This window comes from Ramlibacter monticola (assembly GCF_016722785.1).
Classification (GTDB): Bacteria; Pseudomonadota; Gammaproteobacteria; order Burkholderiales; family Burkholderiaceae_C; genus Ramlibacter; species Ramlibacter monticola.
The window spans coordinates 1-21,231 of record NZ_JAEQNE010000010.1 but is presented as its reverse complement, the minus strand read 5'-3'; the positions used below and the strand labels follow the sequence as shown (position 1 = coordinate 21,231).

The 21,231-nt window shown below is 68.5% G+C and carries 19 protein-coding genes, 1 pseudogene and 2 riboswitches; of the genes and pseudogenes, 12 read left to right on the top strand and 8 right to left on the bottom strand.

Going from position 1 to position 21,231, the window contains the following annotated elements:
- Positions 1 to 94 precede the first annotated feature (94 nt).
- Complete coding sequence (locus JJ685_RS27000; RefSeq protein ID WP_201677490.1) at positions 95 to 1,948, top strand: ABC transporter ATP-binding protein; 1,854 nt, start codon at positions 95 to 97, stop codon at positions 1,946 to 1,948.
- A complete protein-coding gene (locus JJ685_RS26995; protein WP_201677489.1) occupies positions 1,941 to 2,522 on the top strand; it encodes a DNA-3-methyladenine glycosylase in 582 nt (193 codons plus the stop codon). Before JJ685_RS27000 ends, JJ685_RS26995 begins: the two co-directional genes overlap by 8 nt.
- Here the strand turns inward: JJ685_RS26995 and JJ685_RS26990 are convergent.
- The 4 genes from JJ685_RS26990 to JJ685_RS26975 all read right to left on the bottom strand — a co-directional run bounded on the left by JJ685_RS26990 (position 2,509) and on the right by JJ685_RS26975 (position 5,975).
- Positions 2,509 to 3,114, bottom strand: a complete 606-nt coding sequence (locus tag JJ685_RS26990; protein WP_201677488.1) for a hypothetical protein — start codon at positions 3,112 to 3,114, stop codon at positions 2,509 to 2,511. The two genes, JJ685_RS26995 and JJ685_RS26990, sit on opposite strands and share 14 nt — an antisense overlap.
- Before the next feature lie 131 nt (positions 3,115 to 3,245).
- Positions 3,246 to 4,625, bottom strand: coding sequence for a CoA transferase (locus JJ685_RS26985; protein WP_201677487.1), 1,380 nt, complete (start codon positions 4,623 to 4,625; stop codon positions 3,246 to 3,248).
- 1 nt (position 4,626) lies between these two features.
- Positions 4,627 to 5,265: a 3-oxoacid CoA-transferase subunit B gene (locus tag JJ685_RS26980; RefSeq protein WP_201677486.1), complete on the bottom strand. Its 639-nt coding sequence runs from the start codon at positions 5,263 to 5,265 to the stop codon at positions 4,627 to 4,629.
- An 11-nt stretch (positions 5,266 to 5,276) separates the two neighbouring features.
- Positions 5,277 to 5,975, bottom strand: coding sequence for a CoA transferase subunit A (locus JJ685_RS26975; RefSeq protein ID WP_201677485.1), 699 nt, complete (start codon positions 5,973 to 5,975; stop codon positions 5,277 to 5,279).
- Positions 5,976 to 6,080: 105 nt separating this feature from the next.
- Here JJ685_RS26975 and JJ685_RS26970 point away from each other — a divergent pair, with 105 nt between their 5' ends.
- Positions 6,081 to 6,626 carry a LuxR C-terminal-related transcriptional regulator gene (locus JJ685_RS26970; protein ID WP_201677484.1) on the top strand — a complete coding sequence of 182 codons (546 nt, stop codon included), beginning with the start codon at positions 6,081 to 6,083 and terminating at the stop codon, positions 6,624 to 6,626.
- A 3-nt stretch (positions 6,627 to 6,629) separates the two neighbouring features.
- On the opposite strand, the gene JJ685_RS26965 is transcribed toward JJ685_RS26970, so the two are convergent.
- Both JJ685_RS26965 and JJ685_RS26960 read right to left on the bottom strand, forming a co-directional pair.
- Positions 6,630 to 7,010, bottom strand: a complete 381-nt coding sequence (locus JJ685_RS26965) for a carboxymuconolactone decarboxylase family protein (RefSeq protein WP_201677483.1) — start codon at positions 7,008 to 7,010, stop codon at positions 6,630 to 6,632.
- Between the two features lie 37 nt (positions 7,011 to 7,047).
- Positions 7,048 to 8,025, bottom strand: coding sequence for a lysozyme inhibitor LprI family protein (locus tag JJ685_RS26960; RefSeq protein WP_201677482.1), 978 nt, complete (start codon positions 8,023 to 8,025; stop codon positions 7,048 to 7,050).
- A gap of 262 nt (positions 8,026 to 8,287) precedes the next feature.
- Between JJ685_RS26960 and JJ685_RS26955 the strand changes: the two genes are divergently transcribed.
- Entirely contained in the window at positions 8,288 to 8,869 is a 582-nt protein-coding gene (locus JJ685_RS26955; protein ID WP_201677481.1) for a peroxidase-related enzyme, read from the top strand.
- A 19-nt stretch (positions 8,870 to 8,888) separates the two neighbouring features.
- On the opposite strand, the gene JJ685_RS26950 is transcribed toward JJ685_RS26955, so the two are convergent.
- Positions 8,889 to 9,308 (bottom strand): acyl-CoA thioesterase, encoded by a 420-nt coding sequence (locus JJ685_RS26950; RefSeq protein ID WP_201677480.1) that lies wholly within the window; start codon positions 9,306 to 9,308, stop codon positions 8,889 to 8,891.
- A 10-nt stretch (positions 9,309 to 9,318) separates the two neighbouring features.
- The gene (locus JJ685_RS26945) at positions 9,319 to 10,101 is read right to left on the bottom strand and encodes an SDR family oxidoreductase (protein ID WP_201677479.1); all 783 of its coding nucleotides are present in this window, start codon (positions 10,099 to 10,101) and stop codon (positions 9,319 to 9,321) included.
- Between the two features lie 127 nt (positions 10,102 to 10,228).
- On the opposite strand from JJ685_RS26945, the gene JJ685_RS26940 reads away from it, so the two are divergent.
- The 8 genes and pseudogenes from JJ685_RS26940 to JJ685_RS29970 form a co-directional block, all read left to right on the top strand.
- A complete protein-coding gene (locus JJ685_RS26940) occupies positions 10,229 to 11,908 on the top strand; it encodes an electron transfer flavoprotein-ubiquinone oxidoreductase (protein ID WP_201677478.1) in 1,680 nt (559 codons plus the stop codon).
- A gap of 129 nt (positions 11,909 to 12,037) precedes the next feature.
- Positions 12,038 to 13,009 carry a TRAP transporter substrate-binding protein gene (locus JJ685_RS26935; RefSeq protein WP_201677477.1) on the top strand — a complete coding sequence of 324 codons (972 nt, stop codon included), beginning with the start codon at positions 12,038 to 12,040 and terminating at the stop codon, positions 13,007 to 13,009.
- 88 nt (positions 13,010 to 13,097) lie between these two features.
- The gene (locus tag JJ685_RS26930; protein WP_201677476.1) at positions 13,098 to 13,592 is read left to right on the top strand and encodes a TRAP transporter small permease; all 495 of its coding nucleotides are present in this window, start codon (positions 13,098 to 13,100) and stop codon (positions 13,590 to 13,592) included.
- The gene (locus tag JJ685_RS26925; protein ID WP_201677475.1) at positions 13,589 to 14,866 is read left to right on the top strand and encodes a TRAP transporter large permease; all 1,278 of its coding nucleotides are present in this window, start codon (positions 13,589 to 13,591) and stop codon (positions 14,864 to 14,866) included. Before JJ685_RS26930 ends, JJ685_RS26925 begins: the two co-directional genes overlap by 4 nt.
- 147 nt (positions 14,867 to 15,013) lie before the next feature.
- Positions 15,014 to 15,098: riboswitch (glycine riboswitch) on the top strand.
- An 11-nt stretch (positions 15,099 to 15,109) separates the two neighbouring features.
- A riboswitch (glycine riboswitch) is annotated at positions 15,110 to 15,215 on the top strand.
- Between the two features lie 42 nt (positions 15,216 to 15,257).
- Positions 15,258 to 16,388, top strand: a complete 1,131-nt coding sequence (gcvT, locus tag JJ685_RS26920; RefSeq protein ID WP_408015503.1) for a glycine cleavage system aminomethyltransferase GcvT — start codon at positions 15,258 to 15,260, stop codon at positions 16,386 to 16,388.
- A gap of 19 nt (positions 16,389 to 16,407) precedes the next feature.
- Entirely contained in the window at positions 16,408 to 16,785 is a 378-nt protein-coding gene (gcvH, locus tag JJ685_RS26915; protein ID WP_201677474.1) for a glycine cleavage system protein GcvH, read from the top strand.
- 74 nt (positions 16,786 to 16,859) lie between these two features.
- Complete coding sequence (gene gcvP / locus JJ685_RS26910) at positions 16,860 to 19,763, top strand: aminomethyl-transferring glycine dehydrogenase (RefSeq protein ID WP_201677473.1); 2,904 nt, start codon at positions 16,860 to 16,862, stop codon at positions 19,761 to 19,763.
- A 381-nt stretch (positions 19,764 to 20,144) separates the two neighbouring features.
- A pseudogene (locus tag JJ685_RS29970) lies at positions 20,145 to 21,109 on the top strand (IS3 family transposase); the annotation flags it as partial.
- Positions 21,110 to 21,231: the final 122 nt, after the last annotated feature.

The following is a 21,231-nucleotide window of genomic DNA, read 5'->3' as shown; positions in this document are numbered from 1 at the left end:
TCGGCCGATCGACCACGAAGCCCGGCACTCCGCCCTCACGCGGGCCGGATTCCGTACAAACTTCCCACACCTTCACCCCCGCGGAGTCCCTGGCTTGTTCCGGCTGTTCGAAAAACTGGTCCCCCCCTATCCGGAACAGGTTCCGCAGGATCTCCCCAAGGGCTTCTTCGCCTTCCTGTGGGCCTGCACGGCCGGCCTGCGCGGCTACCTGCTGCTGCTGGCCGTGCTGGCCGCGGGCCTGAATGCCTACGAGGCCTGGCTGTTCTCGGTGCTGGGGCGCATCGTCGACTGGCTCACGCGCACCCACCCGGGCCAGCTGTGGCAGGAACAACGCACCACCGTCCTCGCCTTCGCGGCCATCCTGCTGGCGAGCACCGCGTTGCTCGCGGGCTACACCACGCTCAAGCACCAGACCCTGTCGATCAACTTCACCCTGCGGCTGCGCTGGAACTTCCACCGCATGATGCTCGGCCAGAGCATCGGCTTCTACTCCGACGAATTCGCCGGCCGCATCACGACCAAGGTGATGCAGACCGGCCTGGCGGTACGCGAGCTGCTGTTCACCTTCATCGAGATCGTCATCGGGCTGGGCGTCTACTTCGTGGCGATCCTCGGGCTCACGGCGGGCTTCGATTCCAGGCTGATGCTGCCCTTCCTGGCCTGGATGGTCCTCTACGGCCTCTCGGTCTGGTACTTCGTGCCGCGCCTGGGCCGCATCGGCAAGAAGCAGGCCGATGCCCGCGCGCTGATGACCGGCCGCATCACCGACGCCTACACCAACATCTCCACGGTCAAGCTGTTCTCGCACACGAACCGCGAGGCCGGCTTCGCCCGCCAGGCCATGACCGAGTTCATGAACACCGGCTACCGCCAGATGCGGCTGGTGAGCAGCCTGAACATCGTCAACCACCTGGTCACGGTGTTCCTGATCCTCGCCTCCTGCGGCTATGCCCTGGCGCTGTGGAACGCCGGCGAGGTCGGCCCCGGCGCGGTGGCCGCCGTCACCGCCATGGCCCTGCGCATCAGCGGCATGGGCACCAACATCATGTGGGAGATGGCCTCGCTGTTCGAGAACATCGGCACCATCCAGGACGGCATCGCCACCCTCACCCGCCCCCAGCTGGTGGTGGACCGGCCCGCCGCGCCCGCCCTGCACGTGACGCGCGGCGAGGTCCGCTTCGAGCACGTGCGCTTCGGCTACGGCAAGGTGCCGCCGGTGATCGACGATTTCTCCCTGGTGATCCGCCCCGGCGAGAAGGTGGGCCTGATCGGCCGCTCGGGCGCCGGCAAGTCGACGCTGGTGAACCTGCTGCTGCGCTTCTACGACGTGGAGGGCGGCCGCATCCTGATCGACGGGCAGGAGATCGCCGGCGTCACGCAGGACAGCCTGCGCGCCTGCATCGGCATGGTCACGCAGGACACCTCGCTGCTGCACCGCTCGGTGCGCGACAACATCGCCTACGGCCGGCCGACGGCGACCGAAGAGGAGATGGTGCGGGCGGCGAAGCGGGCGCAGGCCCACGAATTCATCGCCACGCTCGGCGACCCGCAGGGCCGCAAGGGCTACGACGCGCACGTCGGCGAACGCGGCGTGAAGCTCTCGGGCGGGCAGCGCCAGCGCGTGGCGATCGCCCGCGTGATGCTCAAGGACGCGCCCATCCTGCTGCTGGACGAGGCCACCAGCGCGCTGGATTCCGAGGTGGAAGCGGCGATCCAGGCCAGCCTGCAGGAACTGATGCAGGGCAAGACGGTGATCGCGATCGCGCACCGCCTGTCCACCATCGCCGCGCTCGACCGGCTGGTGGTGCTGGACCAGGGCCGCATCGTGGAGGAAGGCGACCACCGCACGCTGCTGGCGCGCGGCGGCCTGTATGCGCGCCTGTGGGCGCACCAGAGCGGCGGCTTCCTCGGCGAGAGCACCGACGAGGAGGAAGCCGAGCATGCCTAGGCCGCTGAGGCCGGCCGACTTCCTGCGCGACGCGCCCGAAGTGGCGCGCATGCTGATCGGCGCGGTGCTGCTGGTCGATGGGGTCGGCGGGCGGATCGTCGAGACCGAGGCTTACGACCGCGAGGACCCCGCCTCGCACAGCCACTCGGGGCCGACGCCGCGCAACCAGGCGATGTTCGGGCCGCCCGGGCGCGCCTACGTGTACCGCTCGTACGGCATCCATTGGTGCCTCAACTTCGTGTGCCGCGAGGAAGGGCATGGCGCGGGGGTGCTGATCCGCGCCATCGAGCCGCTGGAGGGCGTGGCCGAGATGTGCGAGCGGCGCGGGGTGCACGAGCCGCGGCTGCTGTGCTCGGGGCCGGGGCGCGTGGGTCAGGCGCTGGGGATCGTGCACGCGATGAACGGGCACCGGCTGGACCAGCGGCCGTTCGCGGTGCACGCGGCGGAGCGCGAGCACGCCGTGGTGGTGGGGCCGCGCATCGGAATCTCGAAGGCGGCGGAGGTGCCGTGGCGCTTCGGGATGGCCGGGTCGAGGTTCCTGAGCCGGCCGTTCCCCAAGGCTACTGCGGCGTGATGATCCGCGTGCCGTCGGTCTCGATGACGGTCAGCGGCGGATCGCGCATCTCGGTGATCACGACCTTCGGGCGCGCGGTGGACGGACGCGCCGGCCCCGCGCCCAGGGACCTCGTGTCCGGGGCGGCCGGCGCGGCGGCGACAGTGGTCGCCGGCAGCACGGTCACCGCCGCGTGCATCGCGCGGTCGGCGGCCAGCGGCGGCACCACCACGATGTCGCCCGCCACCTGCGTGTGCGGCAGCTGCGCGCGTTCGGCGGTGAGGCGGTCGGTGAACAGCGGCGAGGGCCCGGACGAGGAAGACGGCGCATTCGTGCGCTCCATCCGGATCGTGTTCGGCGGCACGTCGGCGCCCGTCGGGCGCGGTACCTGCCCGAGGCCGACCGGCTGGCAGTTGGCGCTCTGGTTGAAGACCATCTGCACGCCGCGCGGGAAGCGTTGCGCCAGGGCCTCGTGCAGCGGCAGGCTCATGTCGACCGGCGCCAGGGGACCCTGGTAGACGACGCGGTTGCCCGAGTCGTACACCGTGTAGCAGGCCATGGCATTGGCGCCCACGAGGAGCAGGCCACCCAGCAGTGCAAGCTTCAGTTTCATCTTTCGTCCTTTCGCCACGCGCACGCGGCGCGGAATTCATGGCGCGATGATGAGCACCCGATGGTGCAAAGCGCGCAGGTCAAGCCACCGATCGATTGTCAGCGCCCATCCCGCCCCTCCTGCAGCGGGCGTCACCAGCAGGCTGGCGAGCGGCCGGGCGGTTCCGATGGCCGGACCCACGCGGCGGCCGTCCGGCTCAGCCTGGCGCTGTGGCGCAGGGCGCAGAGTAGCCCGAAACCGGAGGGCCGTGTTTCGAGGAAGGGCTCCAGCGACGGCGGCGCGACGGCGAAGCCGCCGGCCACGCGGCCGAGATGGCGGATCCAGTGGCCGGTCTGCGCCAGCGAGAGTTGCACGTGCCAGCTGCCGCCTTCCAGCTGCTGCCGGCGCAGCGCGGCGGCGGCACCCAGGGCGATCAGGTAGCCGCTCGCCTCGTCGAGGATCTGCATGGGCAGCGGGCGCGGACGCTGCGCATCGCCCGCCGCTTCGGCCTCCGCCTGGTTGAAGCCCATGGCGGTCTGCACCAGCGAGTCGAAGCCGCGGCGGTCCTTCCACGGGCCTTGCGTGCCGTAGGCGCTCAGCGAGACGTAGACGATGCCGGGCCGTTGCGCGGCCGCCTGCTCCGCCCCGTAGCCGAGGCCGGCCAGGCCGCCGGGACGGTAGCCCTGCACCATGACGTGGGTGTCCGCCAGCAGCCGGTCCATGGCCGCACGGTCCTCGGGCGCGCGCAGGTCCAGCAGCACCGACCGCTTGCCGCGGCTCGTGTCCGCGATGGCCTCGATGTTGGGCAGGTGCGGCGCATTGACCAGCATCACGTCGGCGCCGTAGGCCGCGAGCGCCCGGCCGCCCACCGGGCCGGCGAGGATGCGCGTGAAGTCGAGCACGCGCAGGCCTTCGAGCGGACGCTGCGCCGGCCCGAGCGGCGGCAGCGCGCGCGGCGGCGCCTCGCCGATGCGGGTGAGCGTGAACAGCGGCTGCGCGGCGACGGCCTGCCCCTGCGGCGTCGCGTCCCACTGCGCGAAGGAACGCAGGGCCGTCGCCACCAGCCCGGCCTCGGCCGCGGCCTGCTCGAAGTCGAATGCATCCCAGCGCGCCAGGGCCTGCTCGGCCGCCTGGCGCTCGGCCGTTTCCGGCGGCAGCCCCAGCAGGCGCAGCGCGCCCTCGCGGTGGTGGCGGAAGTTGGCGTGCACGCGCACCCAGCCGTCGTGGGCGCGGTAGAGGCCGGAGAACTTGTCCCAGAGCTGGGGTTCGCGCCCGTCGAGGCTGAACCAGCCCAGGCACTCGGCCGCCGCATGGACCGCGTCGACGGCGACGCGCTGCCGGGGCGTGCCCCGCAGGTGGCCGAGCTCGCAGGCGGCGAGCGCCGCCGCCGCGATGGTGGATTGGGCCGCGGTGGCGACCGCGAAGGACGAGGGATAGACCGGATCGCCGCCGGCCAGGTCGGCGCAGCCCAGCGCCTCCTCCGGCAGCCCGGCGAGCTGCCAGAGGCCGGCGAGGGCCTGCGCCCCGTCCACGTCAGCGGACCAGCTTGACGCCCGTCTTCGACTGCAGGAATTCGAACTCGACGCCCGGCGCCAGCTCGACGACCTTCAGGCCCTGCGGCGTCACGTCCATCACGGCGAGGTCGGTGATGATGCGGTCGACCACGGCCTTGCCGGTGAGCGGCAGCGTGCAGTCCGGGAGGATCTTCAGGTCCTCGGTGCCGTCCTTCTTCTTCGCCACGTGCTCCATCAGCACGATCACGCGCGGCACGCCGGCGACGAGGTCCATCGCGCCGCCCATGCCCTTGACCATCTTGCCGGGGATCATCCAGTTGGCGAGGTCGCCCTTCTCGCTGACCTGCAGCGCGCCCAGGATGGACAGGTTGATCTTGCCGCCGCGGATCATCGCGAAGCTGTCGTGGCTGCCGAAGATCGACGAGCCCTTGATGGTGGTGACGGTCTGCTTGCCGGCGTTGATCAGGTCGGCGTCGACCTCCGACTCGGTCGGGAAGGGGCCGATACCCAGCATGCCGTTCTCGGACTGCAGCCACACTTCCTTGTGGCCCGTGTAGTTCGCCACCAGCGTCGGGATGCCGATGCCGAGGTTCACGTAGAAGCCGTCCTGCAGTTCCTCGGCCGCGCGCGCGGCCATCTGTTCTTGGGTCCAGGGCATGTCTTTCCTCCTCAGACGGGACGCGTGGTGCGCTTCTCGATGCGCTTCTCGGGCGTGGGGTTGTGCACGATGCGGTGCACGTAGATGCCGGGCAGGTGGATGTCGTCCGGCGCGATCTCGCCGGTGGCCACGATGCGCTCCACTTCCACGATGCAGACCTTGCCGGCCATGGCGACGGCCGGGTTGAAGTTGCGCGCCGTCAGGTTGAAGCGCAGGTTGCCGGAGCGGTCGGCGACGTCCGCCTTGACCAGCGACACCTCGGGGAACAGCGCATGCTCCATCACGTAGGTGTCGCCGCCAAACTCGCGCAGTTCCTTGCCTTCGGCGACCATGGTGCCCACGCCGGTCTTGGTGAAGAAGGCCGGGATGCCCGCGCCGCCGGCGCGCAGCTTCTCGGCCAGCGTGCCCTGCGGGGTGAATTCCAGCTCGAGCTCGCCGGCCAGGAACTGGCGCTCGAACTCCTTGTTCTCGCCCACGTAGGACGAGATCATCTTCTTGATCTGCCGGGTCTCCAGCAGCTTGCCGAGGCCGAAGCCGTCGACGCCGGCGTTGTTCGAGATGGCCGTGAGGTCGCGCACGCCGCTCTCCTTCACCGCCTCGATCAGCGCCTCCGGGATGCCGCACAGGCCGAAACCGCCGACGGCGATCAGCTGGCCGCTCTTGATCACGCCGGCCAGCGCCGCTGCCGCATTGGGATAGATCTTGTTCACTCCGCTCTCCTGCTGGTGCCCTTCGTCGCCCGTCAGGGAAGTCGGGCAAATGGCCCGCTACGATACTACCTATGATGTTACGTAGTAATTCGTAGAGGGGTGGTCATGGACGTCGACTACCGACTCGCCTTCGAGCTTGCGCCCGTGGGACTTTGCGTTTCGCGCAACCGCGCCATCGTGGACTGCAACACCGCATTGTGCGAGATGTTCGGCTGGTCGCACCAATTGCTCAAGGGCGAGTCCTTCCTGGTGCTCTACCCCAGCGCCGACGAATACGAGCGGCTGGGCGCCCGCATGGCCCCCATTCTCAATGCCAAGGGGCACTACGCGGATGACCGCATCATGAAGCGGGCCAATGGCGAGGTGTTCTGGTGCCACGTGACCGGCCGCGCGCTCAACCGGCACGAGCCGCACGAAGCGGGGATCTGGGCCTTCGAGGACCTCAGCGCGCAGCGGCCGGTGAAGGCCGAACTCACCGCGCGCGAACGCGAGGTGGCGGCGCGGCTGCTGGACGGGCTGACGTCCAAGGAAATCGGCAAGACGCTGGCGATCAGCCACCGGACGGTCGAGATCTACCGCGCGCGCCTGATGCGCAAGTACCGCGCGAACACCACCGCCGATCTCGTGCACAAGCTGATGGCCGGGTCCTGAGCGCTACTTCGCGTCCACCACCTCGGACGCCGTGCGCAGCGCATCGATCGCCGCCGGGAAGCCGCAATAGACGCTCGCGTGCAGGAAGATCTCCTGCAGTTCCTCGCGCGTCACGCCGTTGTTCAGCGCGCCGCGCACGTGCGCCTTCAGTTCGTGCGGCCGGTTCAGCGCCACCAGCATCGAGACGGTCACGATGCTGCGGGTCTTCAGGTCCAGGCCCGGGCGCTGCCAGGTATTGCCCCAGGCGTGCTTCGTCACCAGCTCCTGCATCGGATCGGTGAACGCCGTGGTTCGGCTCAGCGCGCCCTCCACGTACTCGTCGCCGAGCACCTTGCGGCGGGTGGCCAGGCCGGCCTGGGTTTCGGGGTCCTGCGACAGGGGCATGGCGGCTCCTTCTGGAAGAAGCCGCGAGCATATACGGCTAGAACTCGTCGAGCAGTTGGTGGCGCCTTTGCGCATACCAGCGCAGGAGGCAGGCCTTGTCCTCGCAAGCGGCGTCGCGCTGCGCGAGCGCCTGGCTGTCGCGCCGGCGCAGGCCGGCGGGGTCGCGCGTGACGCTGCTCGCCTGCGCATGCAGCCGCCGCAGGTCGCTTTCGAGCTGCGCCAGCTCCGGGTCCGAGGAGACCAGCCGCGACGCCTCACCGCGCGGGCCCGTGGTCCGCTCCGAGGCCTCCTCGGACGAGCGCGGCGCGGCGCCCATCACGCTCGTGCCGGGGTCGGCGTTCGCATCCGTCCGCGCCCGTTGCAGCGTGGCCGGGTCGTGCAGGGACGCCAGGCGCTGCTCCGCGAGCCGGGTCTTGGAGGCCTCGCGGCCCAGCGCCGCCGAATAGGTGATCGCGCTCTTCGACAGCAGCGTGGCCGCGCGTTTCAGCAGTTCGTCGCGCGCGGCGCCCGCGGCCTCGGAGGCCGCCAGGGCGACGTACTGCTGCGCGATCCGGGTCTTGAGGTCCGCCACGGCGACCGAGTGGCTGCCGGAAACCCTCTCCGCCGCGTGGCAGGCGGCCAGCAGGGCCACTTCCGCGTCGTGCAGCTGCCCGTGCTGGGCGGATTCGCGCGCCACCGCCAGGTAGGCGGACGGTTCCACCTGCGCCGCCGAGGACAGCACGGCTTCCAGCGCGAAGCGGCCGTCGCCGCCTCCGCCCGGCGCCAGCAGCACCTGCGACGGACAACTCGCGGCGAGATCCGCGTCCTGGGCCGGCGTGGCAACGGCCGCGCCGACCTGCGGCGGCGGCACGGGCGCGCCGTCGCCCTGCGCGGCCACCGCCGCTCGATGCGTGGACGTGGGAGCCGGCGCCGGCTCGGGCGCGCGCGTGAACGCGCCGAACCAGGCCGCCAGGAGCAGGGCCCCGGCGAGCGATCCTCCCACGAAGGTCGCCGGGCTGAGGAAGACCTTGGACATGCCCCAAGATAAACGGCCCGGCGCGCGCGCGCCGGGCCGGATCACATCCTGGCGTAGGCGTCACATTCGGCGACGCCAGCGCAGAGCCTCATGAGGCAGAGGCAGCATCAGCCGCCGGCGGCGAGTGCCAGCTTGCGGGCCACTTCGGTGCCGATTTTGGTGGTGGGCATTGCGGTCGCCGCGGTGGAAGCAGGCGAGGCAAATCCCCTTATGCTGACGAGCCAAAATCCGAGAATCACCCTTGCGCCACGAGGAGGCCCCCATGAGCCGCTACCCGATGCCCGAACTGAAGGACCTGCCGGAGGACATGCGCCAGCGCATCCTGGAAGTGCAGGAGAAGAGCGGCTTCGTGCCGAACGTGTTCCTGGCGCTGGCGCGCCGGCCCGCCGAATGGCGCGCCTTCTTCGCCTACCACGACGCGCTGATGCTGAAGGAAACCGGCTCGCTCACCAAGGGCGAGCGCGAGATGATCGTCACGGCCACCAGCGCGGCCAACAACTGCCTCTACTGCGTGGTCGCCCACGGCGCCATCCTGCGCATCTACGAGAAGAAGCCGCTGGTGGCCGACCAGGTGGCGGTGAACTACCGCAAGGCCGACATCACGCCGCGCCAGCGCGCGATGCTCGACTTCGCGATGAAGGTGTGCCTGCGCTCGCACGAGATCGAGGAAGCCGACTTCGAGGCCCTGCACCCGCACGGCTTCGACGACGAGGACATCTGGGACATCGCGGCGATCACGGCCTTCTTCGGCCTCTCCAACCGCATGGCGAGCTTCTCGAACATGATGCCCAACCCCGAGTTCTACCTGCTGGGGCGGGTGCCGCGCGAAAAGAAGAAGGAATGACGCCCGGGCGGGGAAGCGCCTACTCGACCAGCGCGCGGAACCACCCTGGCATCGGAATGGACTTCTGGCGCGGGAAGTCCACCCACACGGTGGTGGCTCCGCCGGCCGCGTAGAGCGTGCCGGGGTCGTCGTCGCGCTCGATCGTGGCCCAGCTCTCGAAGCTGCTGCGCCCCGGGTCGCTGGCGTACATCTTCACCGTGATGTCGCCGGGGTACTCGAGCTGCTTGTAGAAATTGCAGAAGGCGTTGACGATCAGCGGCCCTTCCCCCTGCGGGTTCACCGGGCAGCCGATCGACTGGAACCAGTCGATGCGGGCGACTTCGAGGTAGCGGAAGTACAGGGTGTTGTTGACGTGGCCCATCGCGTCCATGTCGCCCCAGCGGATCGGCATGCGCAGCGCGTGCACCAGCTTCTTCTTCTCCGGCAGTTCCAGCTTCATTCGTGCCTTCTCAGATCCCGAAACCGTCGTCGGCGGCGATCACCGCGCCGTTCACGAAGTGGCTCTCGTTGGACGCCAGCATCACCAGCAGCGCGTCGAGGTCCTCGGGCTTGCCCACGCGCTTGCGCGGCAGCATGTTGATCAGCTTCTGGCCCTGCTCGCCGGACCAGTGGTGGTGGTTGATCTCGGTGTCGATGTAGCCGGGGCACAGCGCGTTGACGTTGATGCCGAAGCGGCCCCATTCCAGCGCGAAGGCCCGGGTCATCTGGACCACCGCCGCCTTGCTGATGGCGTACACGCCGATCTGCGGCAGCGGCCGCAGCCCCGCCATGGAGGCGATGTTGATGATGCGTCCGCCGGTGTAGGTGCCCGGCGCCGAGCCCTGGGCGCGCGCCAGCATGCGCTTGCCGACCTCCTGCGCGACGAAGAAGGCGCCCCTGACGTTGGTGTTGAAGACGTAGTCGAAGTCCTCCTCGCCCACCTCCTGGATGCGCTGCGTGGTGCTCACGCCGGAGTTGTTCACCAGGATGTCGATGGAGCCGACCTCCGTCTCCGCGTGCGCCACCGCGGCGCGGATGCTCTCGAGGCTGGTCACGTCGAGCCCGACGACGTGGGCGTCGCCGCCCTCGCCCTCGATCTGCGCGCGCAGGTCCTTGAGCTTCTCGATGCGGCGCGCGGCGAGCACGACGGCGGCGCCCGAGCGGGCCAGCACGCGCGCGAATTGCGCGCCGAGTCCGCTGGACGCGCCGGTCACCAGGGCGACACGCCCGGACAGGTCGATGCTGTAAGCCAAAGGGCACTCCTCTCCTCAAGCGCGAAGCGAACGGTCGTTCGGGCCCCTTCCCCGCGGGGAATAGAATCCCCGTCGGAGCGCGGGACATCACACGCGCGGTATGCGGACCATTATCAACGACACTCCCATGACCCAAGAAGAGATCCTGGCCCAGTTCGGCCCGCGCGAAGCGATGGAATACGACGTGGTGGTCGTCGGCGGCGGGCCGGCCGGCCTGGCCACCGCCATCCACCTGAAGCAACTCGCCGCGGAGGAAGGCAAGGAGGTCTCGGTCGTCGTGCTGGAGAAGGGTTCCGAGCCCGGCGCCCACATCCTCTCCGGCGCGGTGATGGACCCGATCGCGCTGGACGAACTCATCCCCGACTGGAAGGAAAAGGGCGCGCCCCTGAACCAGCCGGTGACGGAAGACGTGTTCCTCATGCTGGGCGAGCGCGGCGCCACCCGCATCCCCAACCTGCTGCTGCCGCCGAACTTCGTCAGCCACGGCTGCTACATCGTGAGCCTGGCCAACGTCACGCGCTGGATGGCGCAGCAGGCCGAAGCCCTGGGCGTGGAGATCTTCCCCGGCTTCGCCGCCGCCGAAGTGCTGTACGACGAGAACGGCGCCGTCAAGGGCGTCGCCACCGGCAACATGGGCATCGGCAAGGAGGGCGAGCCCACCGACAGCTTCCAGCTCGGGATGGAACTGCACGCCAAGTACACCATCTTCGCCGAAGGCGCGCGCGGCCACCTGGGCAAGCAGGTGATCGGCCGCTACAAGCTCGACGCCGACCGCGACCCGCAGACCTACAGCATCGGCATCAAGGAGTTGTGGGAGATCGATCCCTCGCGCCACCAGCCGGGCCTCACGCTGCACAGCTCGGGCTGGCCGCTGGACGAGATGACCTACGGCGGCACCTTCATGTACCACATGGAGGACAACCTGATGGCGGTCGGCTTCGTCGTCGGCCTCGACTACCAGAACCCGTACCTGTCGCCGTTCGAGGAATTCCAGCGCTGGAAGACGCACCCCAACATCCGCTGGTACTTCGAGGGCGCCAAGGCCAAGCGCCTGGCCTACGGCGCCCGCGCGCTCACCGTCGGCGGCATCCTGTCGCTGCCCAAGCTGGTGTTCCCGGGCGGCGCGCTGGTGGGCGACGACGCCGGCTTCCTCAACGCCTCGCGCATCAAGGGCAGCCACGCCGCGATCAAGTCGGGCATGCTGGCCGCGCGCGCCGCCTTCGACGCGGTGACGGCGGGCCGCCAGCACGACGAACTCGCGGCCTACCCCGAAGCCTTCGAGCAGTCCTGGCTCTACAAGGAGCTGAACAAGTCGCGCAACTTCAAGCAGTGGTTCAAGAAGGGCCGCACCGTCGCCACCGTGATGACGGGCATCGAGCAGTTCCTGCTGCGCGGCACGGTGCCGTGGACCATCCACCGCGAGAAGCCGGACCACGTCTACCTGAAGCCGGCGGCGGAGTGCAAGCCGATCGTCTACCCGAAGCCGGACGGCAAGCTGACCTTCGACCGCCTCTCCTCGGTGTTCCTGTCCAATACCAACCATGCCGAGGACCAGCCTTCGCACCTGACGCTGAAGGATGCGTCGGTGCCGGTGAACGTGAACCTCAGCAAGTTCGCCGGCCCGGAGAGCCGCTACTGCCCCGCGGGCGTGTACGAGTTCGTGCAGACGGAGGGCGGCGGCGAGCGGCTGCAGATCAACGCGCAGAACTGCGTGCACTGCAAGACCTGCGACATCAAGGACCCGACGCAGAACATCGTGTGGATCACGCCGGAAGGCGGCGGCGGGCCGAACTACACCAACATGTGACGACTTCACGGGCTGCCGCCCCTGGCTGACATCAGCTTGACGGCGGCCGTCCGTACATCCCCCGTGGCGGCGGCGTGCGACGGCGGGGCATGATCGCCAGGTTTGTCCGAACATCGCTCAGGAGACCCCATGAAGTTCACGAAGCTCGTCGCCGTCATGGCTGCCGGCCTGCTGGCCAGCTCGCTGGCCGCCGCCCAGACGACGATGAAGATCAGCATTTCCACCGCCCAGAACTCGCACCAGGGCATCGCGATCGACACGTTCGCGAAGGAAGTGGAGAAGCGCACCGCCGGCCGCTACAAGGTCCAGACCTTCTACAACGGCTCCCTGGGCGGCGAGCGCGAGTCCATCGAGGCCGTGCAACTCGGCACGCAGGAACTGGCCTTCTCCTCCACGGGCCCGGTGCCGAACTTCGTGCCCGAGACCAAGATCCTCGACGTGCCCTTCCTGTTCCGCGACAAGGCCCATGCCCGCGCCGTGCTGGACGGCCCGATCGGCCAGGAACTGCTGGGCAAGTTCGACTCCAAGGGCTTCAAGGCGCTGGCGTGGGCCGAGAACGGCTTCCGCCACATGACCAACAGCAAGCGCGACGTGAAGGCGCCGGAGGACCTCAAGGGCCTGAAGATGCGCACCATGGAAAATCCGGTGCACATCGCCGCGTACAAGGGCTTCGGCATCATCACCACGCCCATGGCCTTCCCCGAGGTGTTCACCGCCCTGCAGCAGGGGACCGTGGACGGCCAGGAGAACCCGCTGTCGGTGATCATCTCCGCCAAGTTCGACCAGGTGCAGAAGCACCTGTCGCTGACCGGCCACGTGTACTCGCCCTGCCTCTTCCTGATGAACAAGGGCACCTTCGACAAGCTGTCGGCCGCCGACAAGCAGGCCTTCCTCGATGCCGCCAGGGAGGCCACCAAGGCCAACCGCGCGCGCGTGGACGAGGACGACGCCAAGGGCGTGGCCGACCTGCGCGCCAAGGGGATGACCGTGATCGACAACGTCGACAAGGCGAAGTTCGTGCAGGCGCTGGCGCCGGTGAACGCCGAATTCGAGAAGCAGTTCGGCAAGGCGAACCTGGATCGGATCCGCAACTTCAAGTAAGCCGCCGCGTTGCGGGCGCCGCCCGCCGGGAAAAGAATGGGAAGGCCCGCCGCGCGCGGGCCTTTCCGCGAATGACAAAGAGGCGACCGTGAAAGAAACCTTCCTGCGCGTCGAGCGCTTCACCAGCGGCCTGGCCATGGCCGGCGCCTGCCTCATGCTGGTCGTGGCCAGCACGCTCGGCATGTTCCAGATCGTCACCCGCTTCGTGCTGGAGCAGCCGGCCGAGTGGAGCGAGATCCTGATCCGCCTGTCGCTGATCTGGATGGTCTTCCTGGGCATTCCCGCGGCCTTCCGCCAGGGCGCCATGGTCAGCGTGGACGTCCTGTACCGCACGGTTCCCGCCGGCGCGCGGCGCGCGCTCGACTGGGTGGTGGCCTTCCTCTCGCTCGTGCTCGTCGCCGTGATCCTCTGGTGGGGCTGGGACTACGCGGTGCGCGGGCAGGTGCAGTCGATGGCCGGCCTGGAATCGATCTCGATGTTCTGGGGCTACCTGGCGCTGCCGGTGGGCGCCCTCTTCTGCATCCTCGGCGTGATCGGCAACCTGATCGACCCGCAGCGCCACGAACTGGAGACCGCGCAATGACCACTGCCATGCTCGGGACCATGGTGCTGTGCTTCGCGCTCAGCGTCTCGGTCGCCGTCTCGATCGGCCTGTCCGCCATCCTGGGGATCCAGGTCACGAACGCCAACATGCTCATCTCCGTCAAGGAGATGTTCAACTCGATCAACAAGTTTCCGCTGGCCGCCATCCCGTTCTTCATCCTGGCGGGCAACCTGATGGAGACCGGCGGCATCTCGCGCCGGCTGGTGGAATTCGCCAAGAGCATCGTCGGCGGCGTGCAGGGCGGCCTGCCCATGACCTGCGTGCTGACCTGCATGATCTTCGCGGCGGTGTCGGGCTCCTCGGTCGCGACCACCTTCGCGATCGGCGCGATCCTGATCCCGGCCCTGATCAAGCACGGCTACCCGACCAACTACGCGGCGGCCCTGCAGGCCACGGCGGCCGAACTGGGCGTGATCATCCCGCCGTCGATCCCCATGATCCTGTACGGCGTGAGCGCCGAGGTGTCCATCGGCGAGCTGTTCATCGCCGGCTTCGGTCCGGGCCTGCTGATCGGCGGCGCGCTGATGCTGTTCGTGTGGCTGTGGTGCAAGTGGAAAGGCCTCGGCAAGAACGACGGCGACGGCCGGCTGTCCTTCTTCCCGGCGCTGAAGCAGGCCGGCTGGGCCCTGCTGATGCCGGTGATCATCCTGGGCGGCATCTACGGCGGCGTGTTCACGCCGACCGAAGCTTCGGCCGTGGCGGTGTTCTATGCGCTGGTGGTGGGCATGCTGGTCTACCGCGAGATCGACGTCGGCGACCTGTACGCGATCCTGCGCAAGTCGGTGATCTCGTCGGCGGTGATCATGTTCATCATCGCCAACGCCGGCCTGTTCGCGTTCCTGATCACGCGCGCCGGTGTGCCGGAGGCCATCGGCCAATGGCTGCAGGAGGTGCTGAAGAACCCGACGATGTTCCTGCTGGGCGTGAACGCGGCGCTGTTCGTGATCGGCATGTTCATCGAGACCAGCGCGTCGATCATCGTGCTGGCGCCGATCCTGGCGCCGGTGGCGCAGCACTTCGGCATCGACCCGGTGCACTTCGGCCTGATCATGGTGGTGAACCTGGCGCTGGGCATGATCACGCCGCCGTTCGGCGTGAACCTGTTCGCGGCCTGCACGGTGGCGAAGATCTCGCTGGACCGCATCGTCACGCAGCTGATCCCCTTCGTGCTGGTGGTGCTGGGCTGTTTGATGATCATCACCTACGTGCCGGGCTTGTCGCTGGGGCTGCGGGACCTGGTGTACGCGAAGTAGGAATTCCAATCCGGACAGCCGAACGCAGAGGGCGCGAAAGATACGCAAAGGACGCAGAAAAACACCTTCAAAAGGATGTTCTTTTGCGTCCTCTGCGTAACCTCTGCGCCCTCTGCGTTCGGTATCTGGTTTTCGCCTCGGCTAGAATCGCCCCCGTCAGGAGAGAGCTTCGCTCCACGCGAAGCCGCCGAAGGCGCAGCAACGCTCAGGCACCCAGGACTGACGAGCGCCCCGTCCGCGGGGCGTCACCTTGCTGGAGAGAGGCGGCTGCCGCAGTGCAGTCGTCCACCGAAGGAGCAAGCCCCCGCAAAGGGTGAATCTCTCAGGTAAAGCGGACAGCATGGCCCGACCCATCGTGTGTACGATGGTCCGCAAGCCTGTTGGAGTCCGCGTGTCCGCCCCCCTGGAAGAGCTACAGAAGACCCCCCTGCATGCCCTGCACCTCGAGCTCGGTGCGCGCATGGTCCCCTTCGCCGGCTACTCGATGCCGGTGCAATACCCGGCCGGCCTGATGGCCGAGCACCACCACACACGCAACAGCGCCGGCTTGTTCGACGTCTCGCACATGGGCCAGCTGCGGCTGGTCGGGCCCGACGCGGCCGCGGCCTTCGAGACGCTGATGCCGGTGGACGTGATCGACCTCGCTCCCGGCAAGCAGCGCTACGGCCTGCTGCTCACCGACGAGGGCACCATCATCGACGACCTGATGTTCGTCAACCGCGGCGGCGAACTGTTCGTGATCGTCAACGGCGCCTGCAAGGCTGGCGACATCGCCCACATCCAGGAACGCATCGGCTCGCGCTGCCAGGTCATCCCGATGCCTGAGCGCGCCCTCCTCGCGGTGCAGGGACCGAAGGCGGTCGATGCGCTGCAGCGCCTGCTGCCCGGCGTCGAGAAGCTCGTGTTCATGACCGGCGCCGGCGTCCAGTGGAAGGGCGTGGACCTGTTCGTCACGCGCAGCGGGTACACCGGCGAGGACGGCTTCGAGATCTCCGTGCCCGCCATCCAGGCCGAGACCTTCGCGCGCGAACTGCTCGCCCAGCCGGAGGTGAAGCCGGTGGGCCTCGGCGCCCGCAACTCGCTGCGCCTGGAAGCGGGCCTGTGCCTCTACGGCAACGACATCGACACGACGACGACGCCCGTCGAGGCCTCCCTGCAGTGGGCGATCCAGAAGGTGCGGCGCACCGGCGGCGCGCGCGCGGGCGGCTTCCCCGGCGCCGCGCGCGTGCTGGCGCAGCTCGACGGCCAGGAGCCGATCGCGCGCAAGCGCGTGGGCCTGACTGCGCTGGAGCGCGTGCCCGTGCGCGAGCACGTCGAACTGAAGGACGCGCGCGGCCAGACCGTGGGCGAAGTGACCAGCGGCCTGCTCGGTCCCACCGTGGACGAACCGGTCGCCATGGCGTACGTGCCGCCACAGCTCGCGGCCGCCGGCACCCGGCTGCAGGCGATCGTCCGCGGCAAGCCCGTTCCCATGGAGGTCAGCCCGATGCCGTTCGTTCCCAATCGTTACTACCGCGGCTGATGCCGCCAGGAGAAGAAGCATGACCGTCAAGTACACGCCCGAGCACGAGTGGATCCAGCTGGAGGACCACGAGTACGCCGTCGTCGGCATCACGCTGCATGCGCAGGATGCGCTGGGCGACGTCGTATTCGTGGACCTGCCGGAAGTCGGGAAGGCCTACGCGAAGGGCGAGATCGCGGGCGTCGTGGAATCGGTGAAGGCCGCCGCCGACGTGTACATGCCGATCGCCGGCGAGGTCTCCGAGGTGAACGAGGACCTGCGCGCCGACCCCTCCATGGCCAACAAGGACCCGATGGGCACCGGCTGGTTCTTCAAGATCCTGATCAAGGACATGGCCGAATTCGACGACCTCATGGACGCGCCGGCCTACGAGAAGTTCGTCCAGGCGAACAGCTGATCGCGGCCCGCCGCCTGCCGTCCTGAATCCCGGGTCCCGCCCGGGATGACCCCGCTTCCAAACCCCCTATCCCCATGCTGATGCAATCCGCCCGGCCGCTCGGCGAGCTGGAAAACCCCACCGAGTTCCTTCCGCGCCACATCGGCATCGACGAAGCGGACGAGCGCCACATGCTGTCCGTGATCGGCGAGGCTTCGCGCCGCGCGCTGGTCGAGAGCATCGTGCCGCGCTCCATCGCCCGCTCCCGCGCGATGCGGCTGCCGCCGCCGGCCACCGAGGCGGCCGCGCTGCTGGAACTGCGCCACATCGCGCGCAAGAACCAGGTTTTCCGCAGCTTCATCGGGCAGGGCTACTACGGCACCTTCACCCCGGGCGTCATCCTGCGCAACATCCTCGAGAACCCGGCCTGGTACACCGCCTACACGCCCTACCAGGCGGAGATCAGCCAGGGCCGCATGGAGGCGCTGGTCAACTTCCAGACCATGGTGTGCGACCTCACCGCCATGCCGATCGCCAACGCCTCCATGCTGGACGAGGCCACGGCCGCGGCCGAGGCGATGACGCTCGCCAAGCGCATGGTCAAGAGCAAGAGCGCCAACTTCCTCGTGGCCGGCGACTGCCATCCGCAGACGATCGAGGTGGTGCAGACCCGCGCGAAGCCGCTCGGCATCCAGGTGCTGCTGGCCAATTCGGCGGAGGAATGGAAGCAGCTGCTGGCGGGCGACTACTTCGCCGTGCTGGCGCAGTACCCGGCCACCAGCGGCCGCATCGACGACCTGCGTGCCGACGTGCAGCAGGCCCATGACAAGCAGGCCGCCTTCATCGTGGCCGCCGACCTGCTGGCGCTCACCCTGCTGGTGCCGCCCGGCGAGTTCGGCGCCGACATCGTCTGCGGCACCACCCAGCGCTTCGGCATGCCGATGGGCGCCGGCGGCCCGCACGCGGGCTACCTGGCCTGCCGCGACGAGTTCAAGCGCTCCATGCCGGGCCGGCTGGTCGGCGTGAGCGTCGATTCGCACGGCAACCCGGCGTACCGGCTCGCGCTGCAGACGCGCGAGCAGCACATCCGCCGCGAGAAGGCCACGTCCAACATCTGCACGGCCCAGGTGCTGCCGGCGGTGGTTGCGAGCATGTACGCGGTCTACCACGGGCCGCAGGGACTCAAGCGCATCGCGCTGCGCGTCGCCAGCTACACGGCCCTCCTGGCGAAGGGCCTGGAGCAGTTGGGCCACAAGCCACGGCGCGAGGCCTTCTTCGACACGCTCTCGCTGCACACGGGCGAGGCGACGCAGAACTACATCTCGCGCGCCCATGCGATGCACCTGAACCTGCGCCAGGCCTGGCAGGAGTACATCTGCATCTCGCTGGACGAGACCACCACGCGCGAGGACATCCAGCGCCTGTGGCAGGTCTTCGCCACGCCGGGCCAGGCGCTGCCGGATTTCGCCGCCTTCGAGAAGGGCATCGAGCCCGGGATCCCGCAGGCGCTGCGCCGCACCAGCGAGTTCCTGGCGCACCCGGTCTTCAACACGCACCACAGCGAAACCGGCATGCTGCGCTACCTCCGCAGCCTGTCCGACAAGGACCTGGCGCTGGACCGCAGCATGATCCCGCTGGGCAGCTGCACGATGAAGCTGAACGCGACCAGCGAGATGATCCCCATCACCTGGCCCGAGTTCGCCCACGTGCATCCCTTCGCGCCGCGCGACCAGCTGCAAGGCTACGCGGAGCTCGACGAGCAGCTGCGCGCGTGGCTGTGCGAGGCCACGGGCTATGCCGGCATCAGCCTGCAGCCCAACGCCGGCTCGCAGGGCGAATACGCCGGCCTGCTGGCGATCAAGGCCTGGCACGAGAGCCGCGGCCAGGCGCACCGCAACATCTGCCTGATCCCCTCGTCCGCGCACGGCACCAACCCGGCCAGCGCCCAGATGGCGGGCCTGCAGGTGGTGGTGACCGCCTGCGACGACAGCGGCAACGTGGACCTCGCGGACCTGCGGGCCAAGTGCGAGAAGCACAGCGGGAACCTCGCCTGCATCATGATCACCTACCCGAGCACGCACGGCGTGTTCGAGATGCAGGTGAAGGAGCTGTGCGAGCTGGTGCACAGTCATGGCGGCCGGGTCTACGTGGACGGGGCCAACATGAACGCGCTGGTCGGCGTGGCCGCCCCGGGCGAGTTCGGCGGCGACGTGAGCCACCTCAACCTGCACAAGACCTTCTGCATCCCGCACGGCGGCGGCGGCCCCGGCGTCGGCCCCGTGTGCGTGGTCGAGGACCTGGTGCCCTTCCTGCCGGGGCACCAGACCGGCAGCGGCATCCAGCACGCCGTCGGCGCCGTGTCGGCCGCGCCCTGGGGCAATGCGGCCGTGCTTCCGATCAGCTGGATGTACTGCCGCATGATGGGCGCCGAGGGCCTGACGCAGGCCACCGAGGTCGCGATCCTGAGCGCCAACTACGTGAGCGCCCGCCTGCGCGACCACTACCCGACGCTGTACGCGAGCGCCAACGGCCACGTCGCGCACGAGTGCATCCTGGACCTGCGGCCGCTGAAGGAGACCAGCGGCGTGATGGCCGAGGACGTCGCCAAGCGGCTGATGGACTACGGCTTCCATGCGCCTACCCTGAGCTTCCCGGTGCCCAACACGCTGATGGTGGAGCCCACCGAAAGCGAGACGCTGGAGGAGCTCGATCGCTTCTGCGACGCGATGATCGCGATCCGCGAGGAGGTCCGCCGCATCGAGCGTGGCGAATGGCCGCAGGAGGACAACCCGCTGAAGAACGCGCCGCACACGGCGGAGTCGCTGCTCAAGGCGGAATGGCCGCATCCGTATGCCCGCGAACTGGGCGCCGCCATGGCCGACCCGAAGACCGGCTCGGGCCGCCAGCTGAAATACTGGCCGCCGGTGGGCCGCGTGGACAACGTGTACGGAGACAGGAACCTGTTCTGCAGCTGCGTGCCGATGTCGGCGTATGAGTGACTGAGACGTCGCGCCTGGGCACGCGCAGCGCAACGCACGCAACGCAGCGCAACGCGACGCATCCGAAGTAGCGTTGCCCTTGGGCCGGACCAGGGATGGGACAGTCCGCCTCTGCGACTGTCCCCCGGCGCGGATGAGAGCCCTGCCCCGCACCATGGCCGCGCCCGCGCCTCCTCCTTTATGTCGCAGAGTCGGACTGTCCCATCCCTGGTCCTGCGCTGCGGCTGGGGGAACGCAGCGTCCTCCCCTGACCCTGGTGCACGTGCGGCGATCTCGAACGAAGCCGCTGCTTTCGAACCCGCACGCTGCAGGATCAGACCGGGGCTGTGACCCGTCCTAAAATGGGTTGACACCTTTCTGGCCACCAGAAAGGAAAGTCAATTGACGGAATGGACCAAGAGAACACAGAACGACTACACGCTTGCGTTCAAGCTTGCGGTGGTTGAACAGGTTGAGAAGGGCGAACTGACGACCGGCCAAGCACAAAGGCGCTACGGCATACAGGGGTCATCGACCGTTCTGACCTGGATGCGAAGGCATGGCAGCTCGCGGTGGCGCAAGGCATCATCCATGGGCAAATCAGTCCAGAAGATGTCAGACCCCAGCAAACCCGTGCCGCCGGAGCAGCGGATCAAGGAGCTCGAGCTGCAGCTCAAGGAAGCCCAGCAGAAGGCGGCTTTCTTCGAGGCAGTCGTGGGCGTGCTCAAGCGCGACTATGGAGTGCAGATCGGAAAAAAGCCTGTGGGCAAGTCGTCGCGGAAAAGCTCGTCCAAGGGCTGAGCATCGCGACGGCTTGCCGCTTCATGGGCATCAGCCGGCAGGCGTATTACAAGCGAGTCGCGTGCGAGCGCCACCGCCAGGACAAGCACTCCACCGTCGTGGCGCTGGTGCGCGACGAGCGCCGCAACCAGCCCCGCATTGGCACGCGCAAGCTGCACCACATGCTGCACGAACCCCTGCAGCGCCAAGGCATCAAGATCGGACGCGACGCGATGTTCGACTTGCTGCGCCAGACAAGCATGCTGGTGCGACCGCTGCGAGCGTTCCACAAGACGACGAACAGCCGCCATTTCTACCGCCGCCACCCCAATTTGCTCAAGGATGGACCGGCCAAGGTGGTGGCCACAGGATGCGAGCAGGTGTGGGTGGCAGATATCACGTACCTGCGCACCAGGGACAAGATAGTGTACGTCAGTCTCATCACCGATGCCTACTCGCGCAAGATCATGGGATGGCATGTGCACGACGGCCTGGGCACCGAGCAGGTCAGCCAGGCCTTCAAAATGGCGCTGCGTCAAAGGCAAACGAAACAGTCGCTGGTGCACCACTCGGACCGCGGCATCCAGCCCGAGTTCAACTGGTCGTCGCAACGCTGTTTCGTTGTGCCGAGCGTAGCAGTTCATTGAAAGCTTCAGCTGGTGTGCGCCAGCCGAGTGTCTTGCGCGGCCGCGTGTTCAAGGCGAGTGCC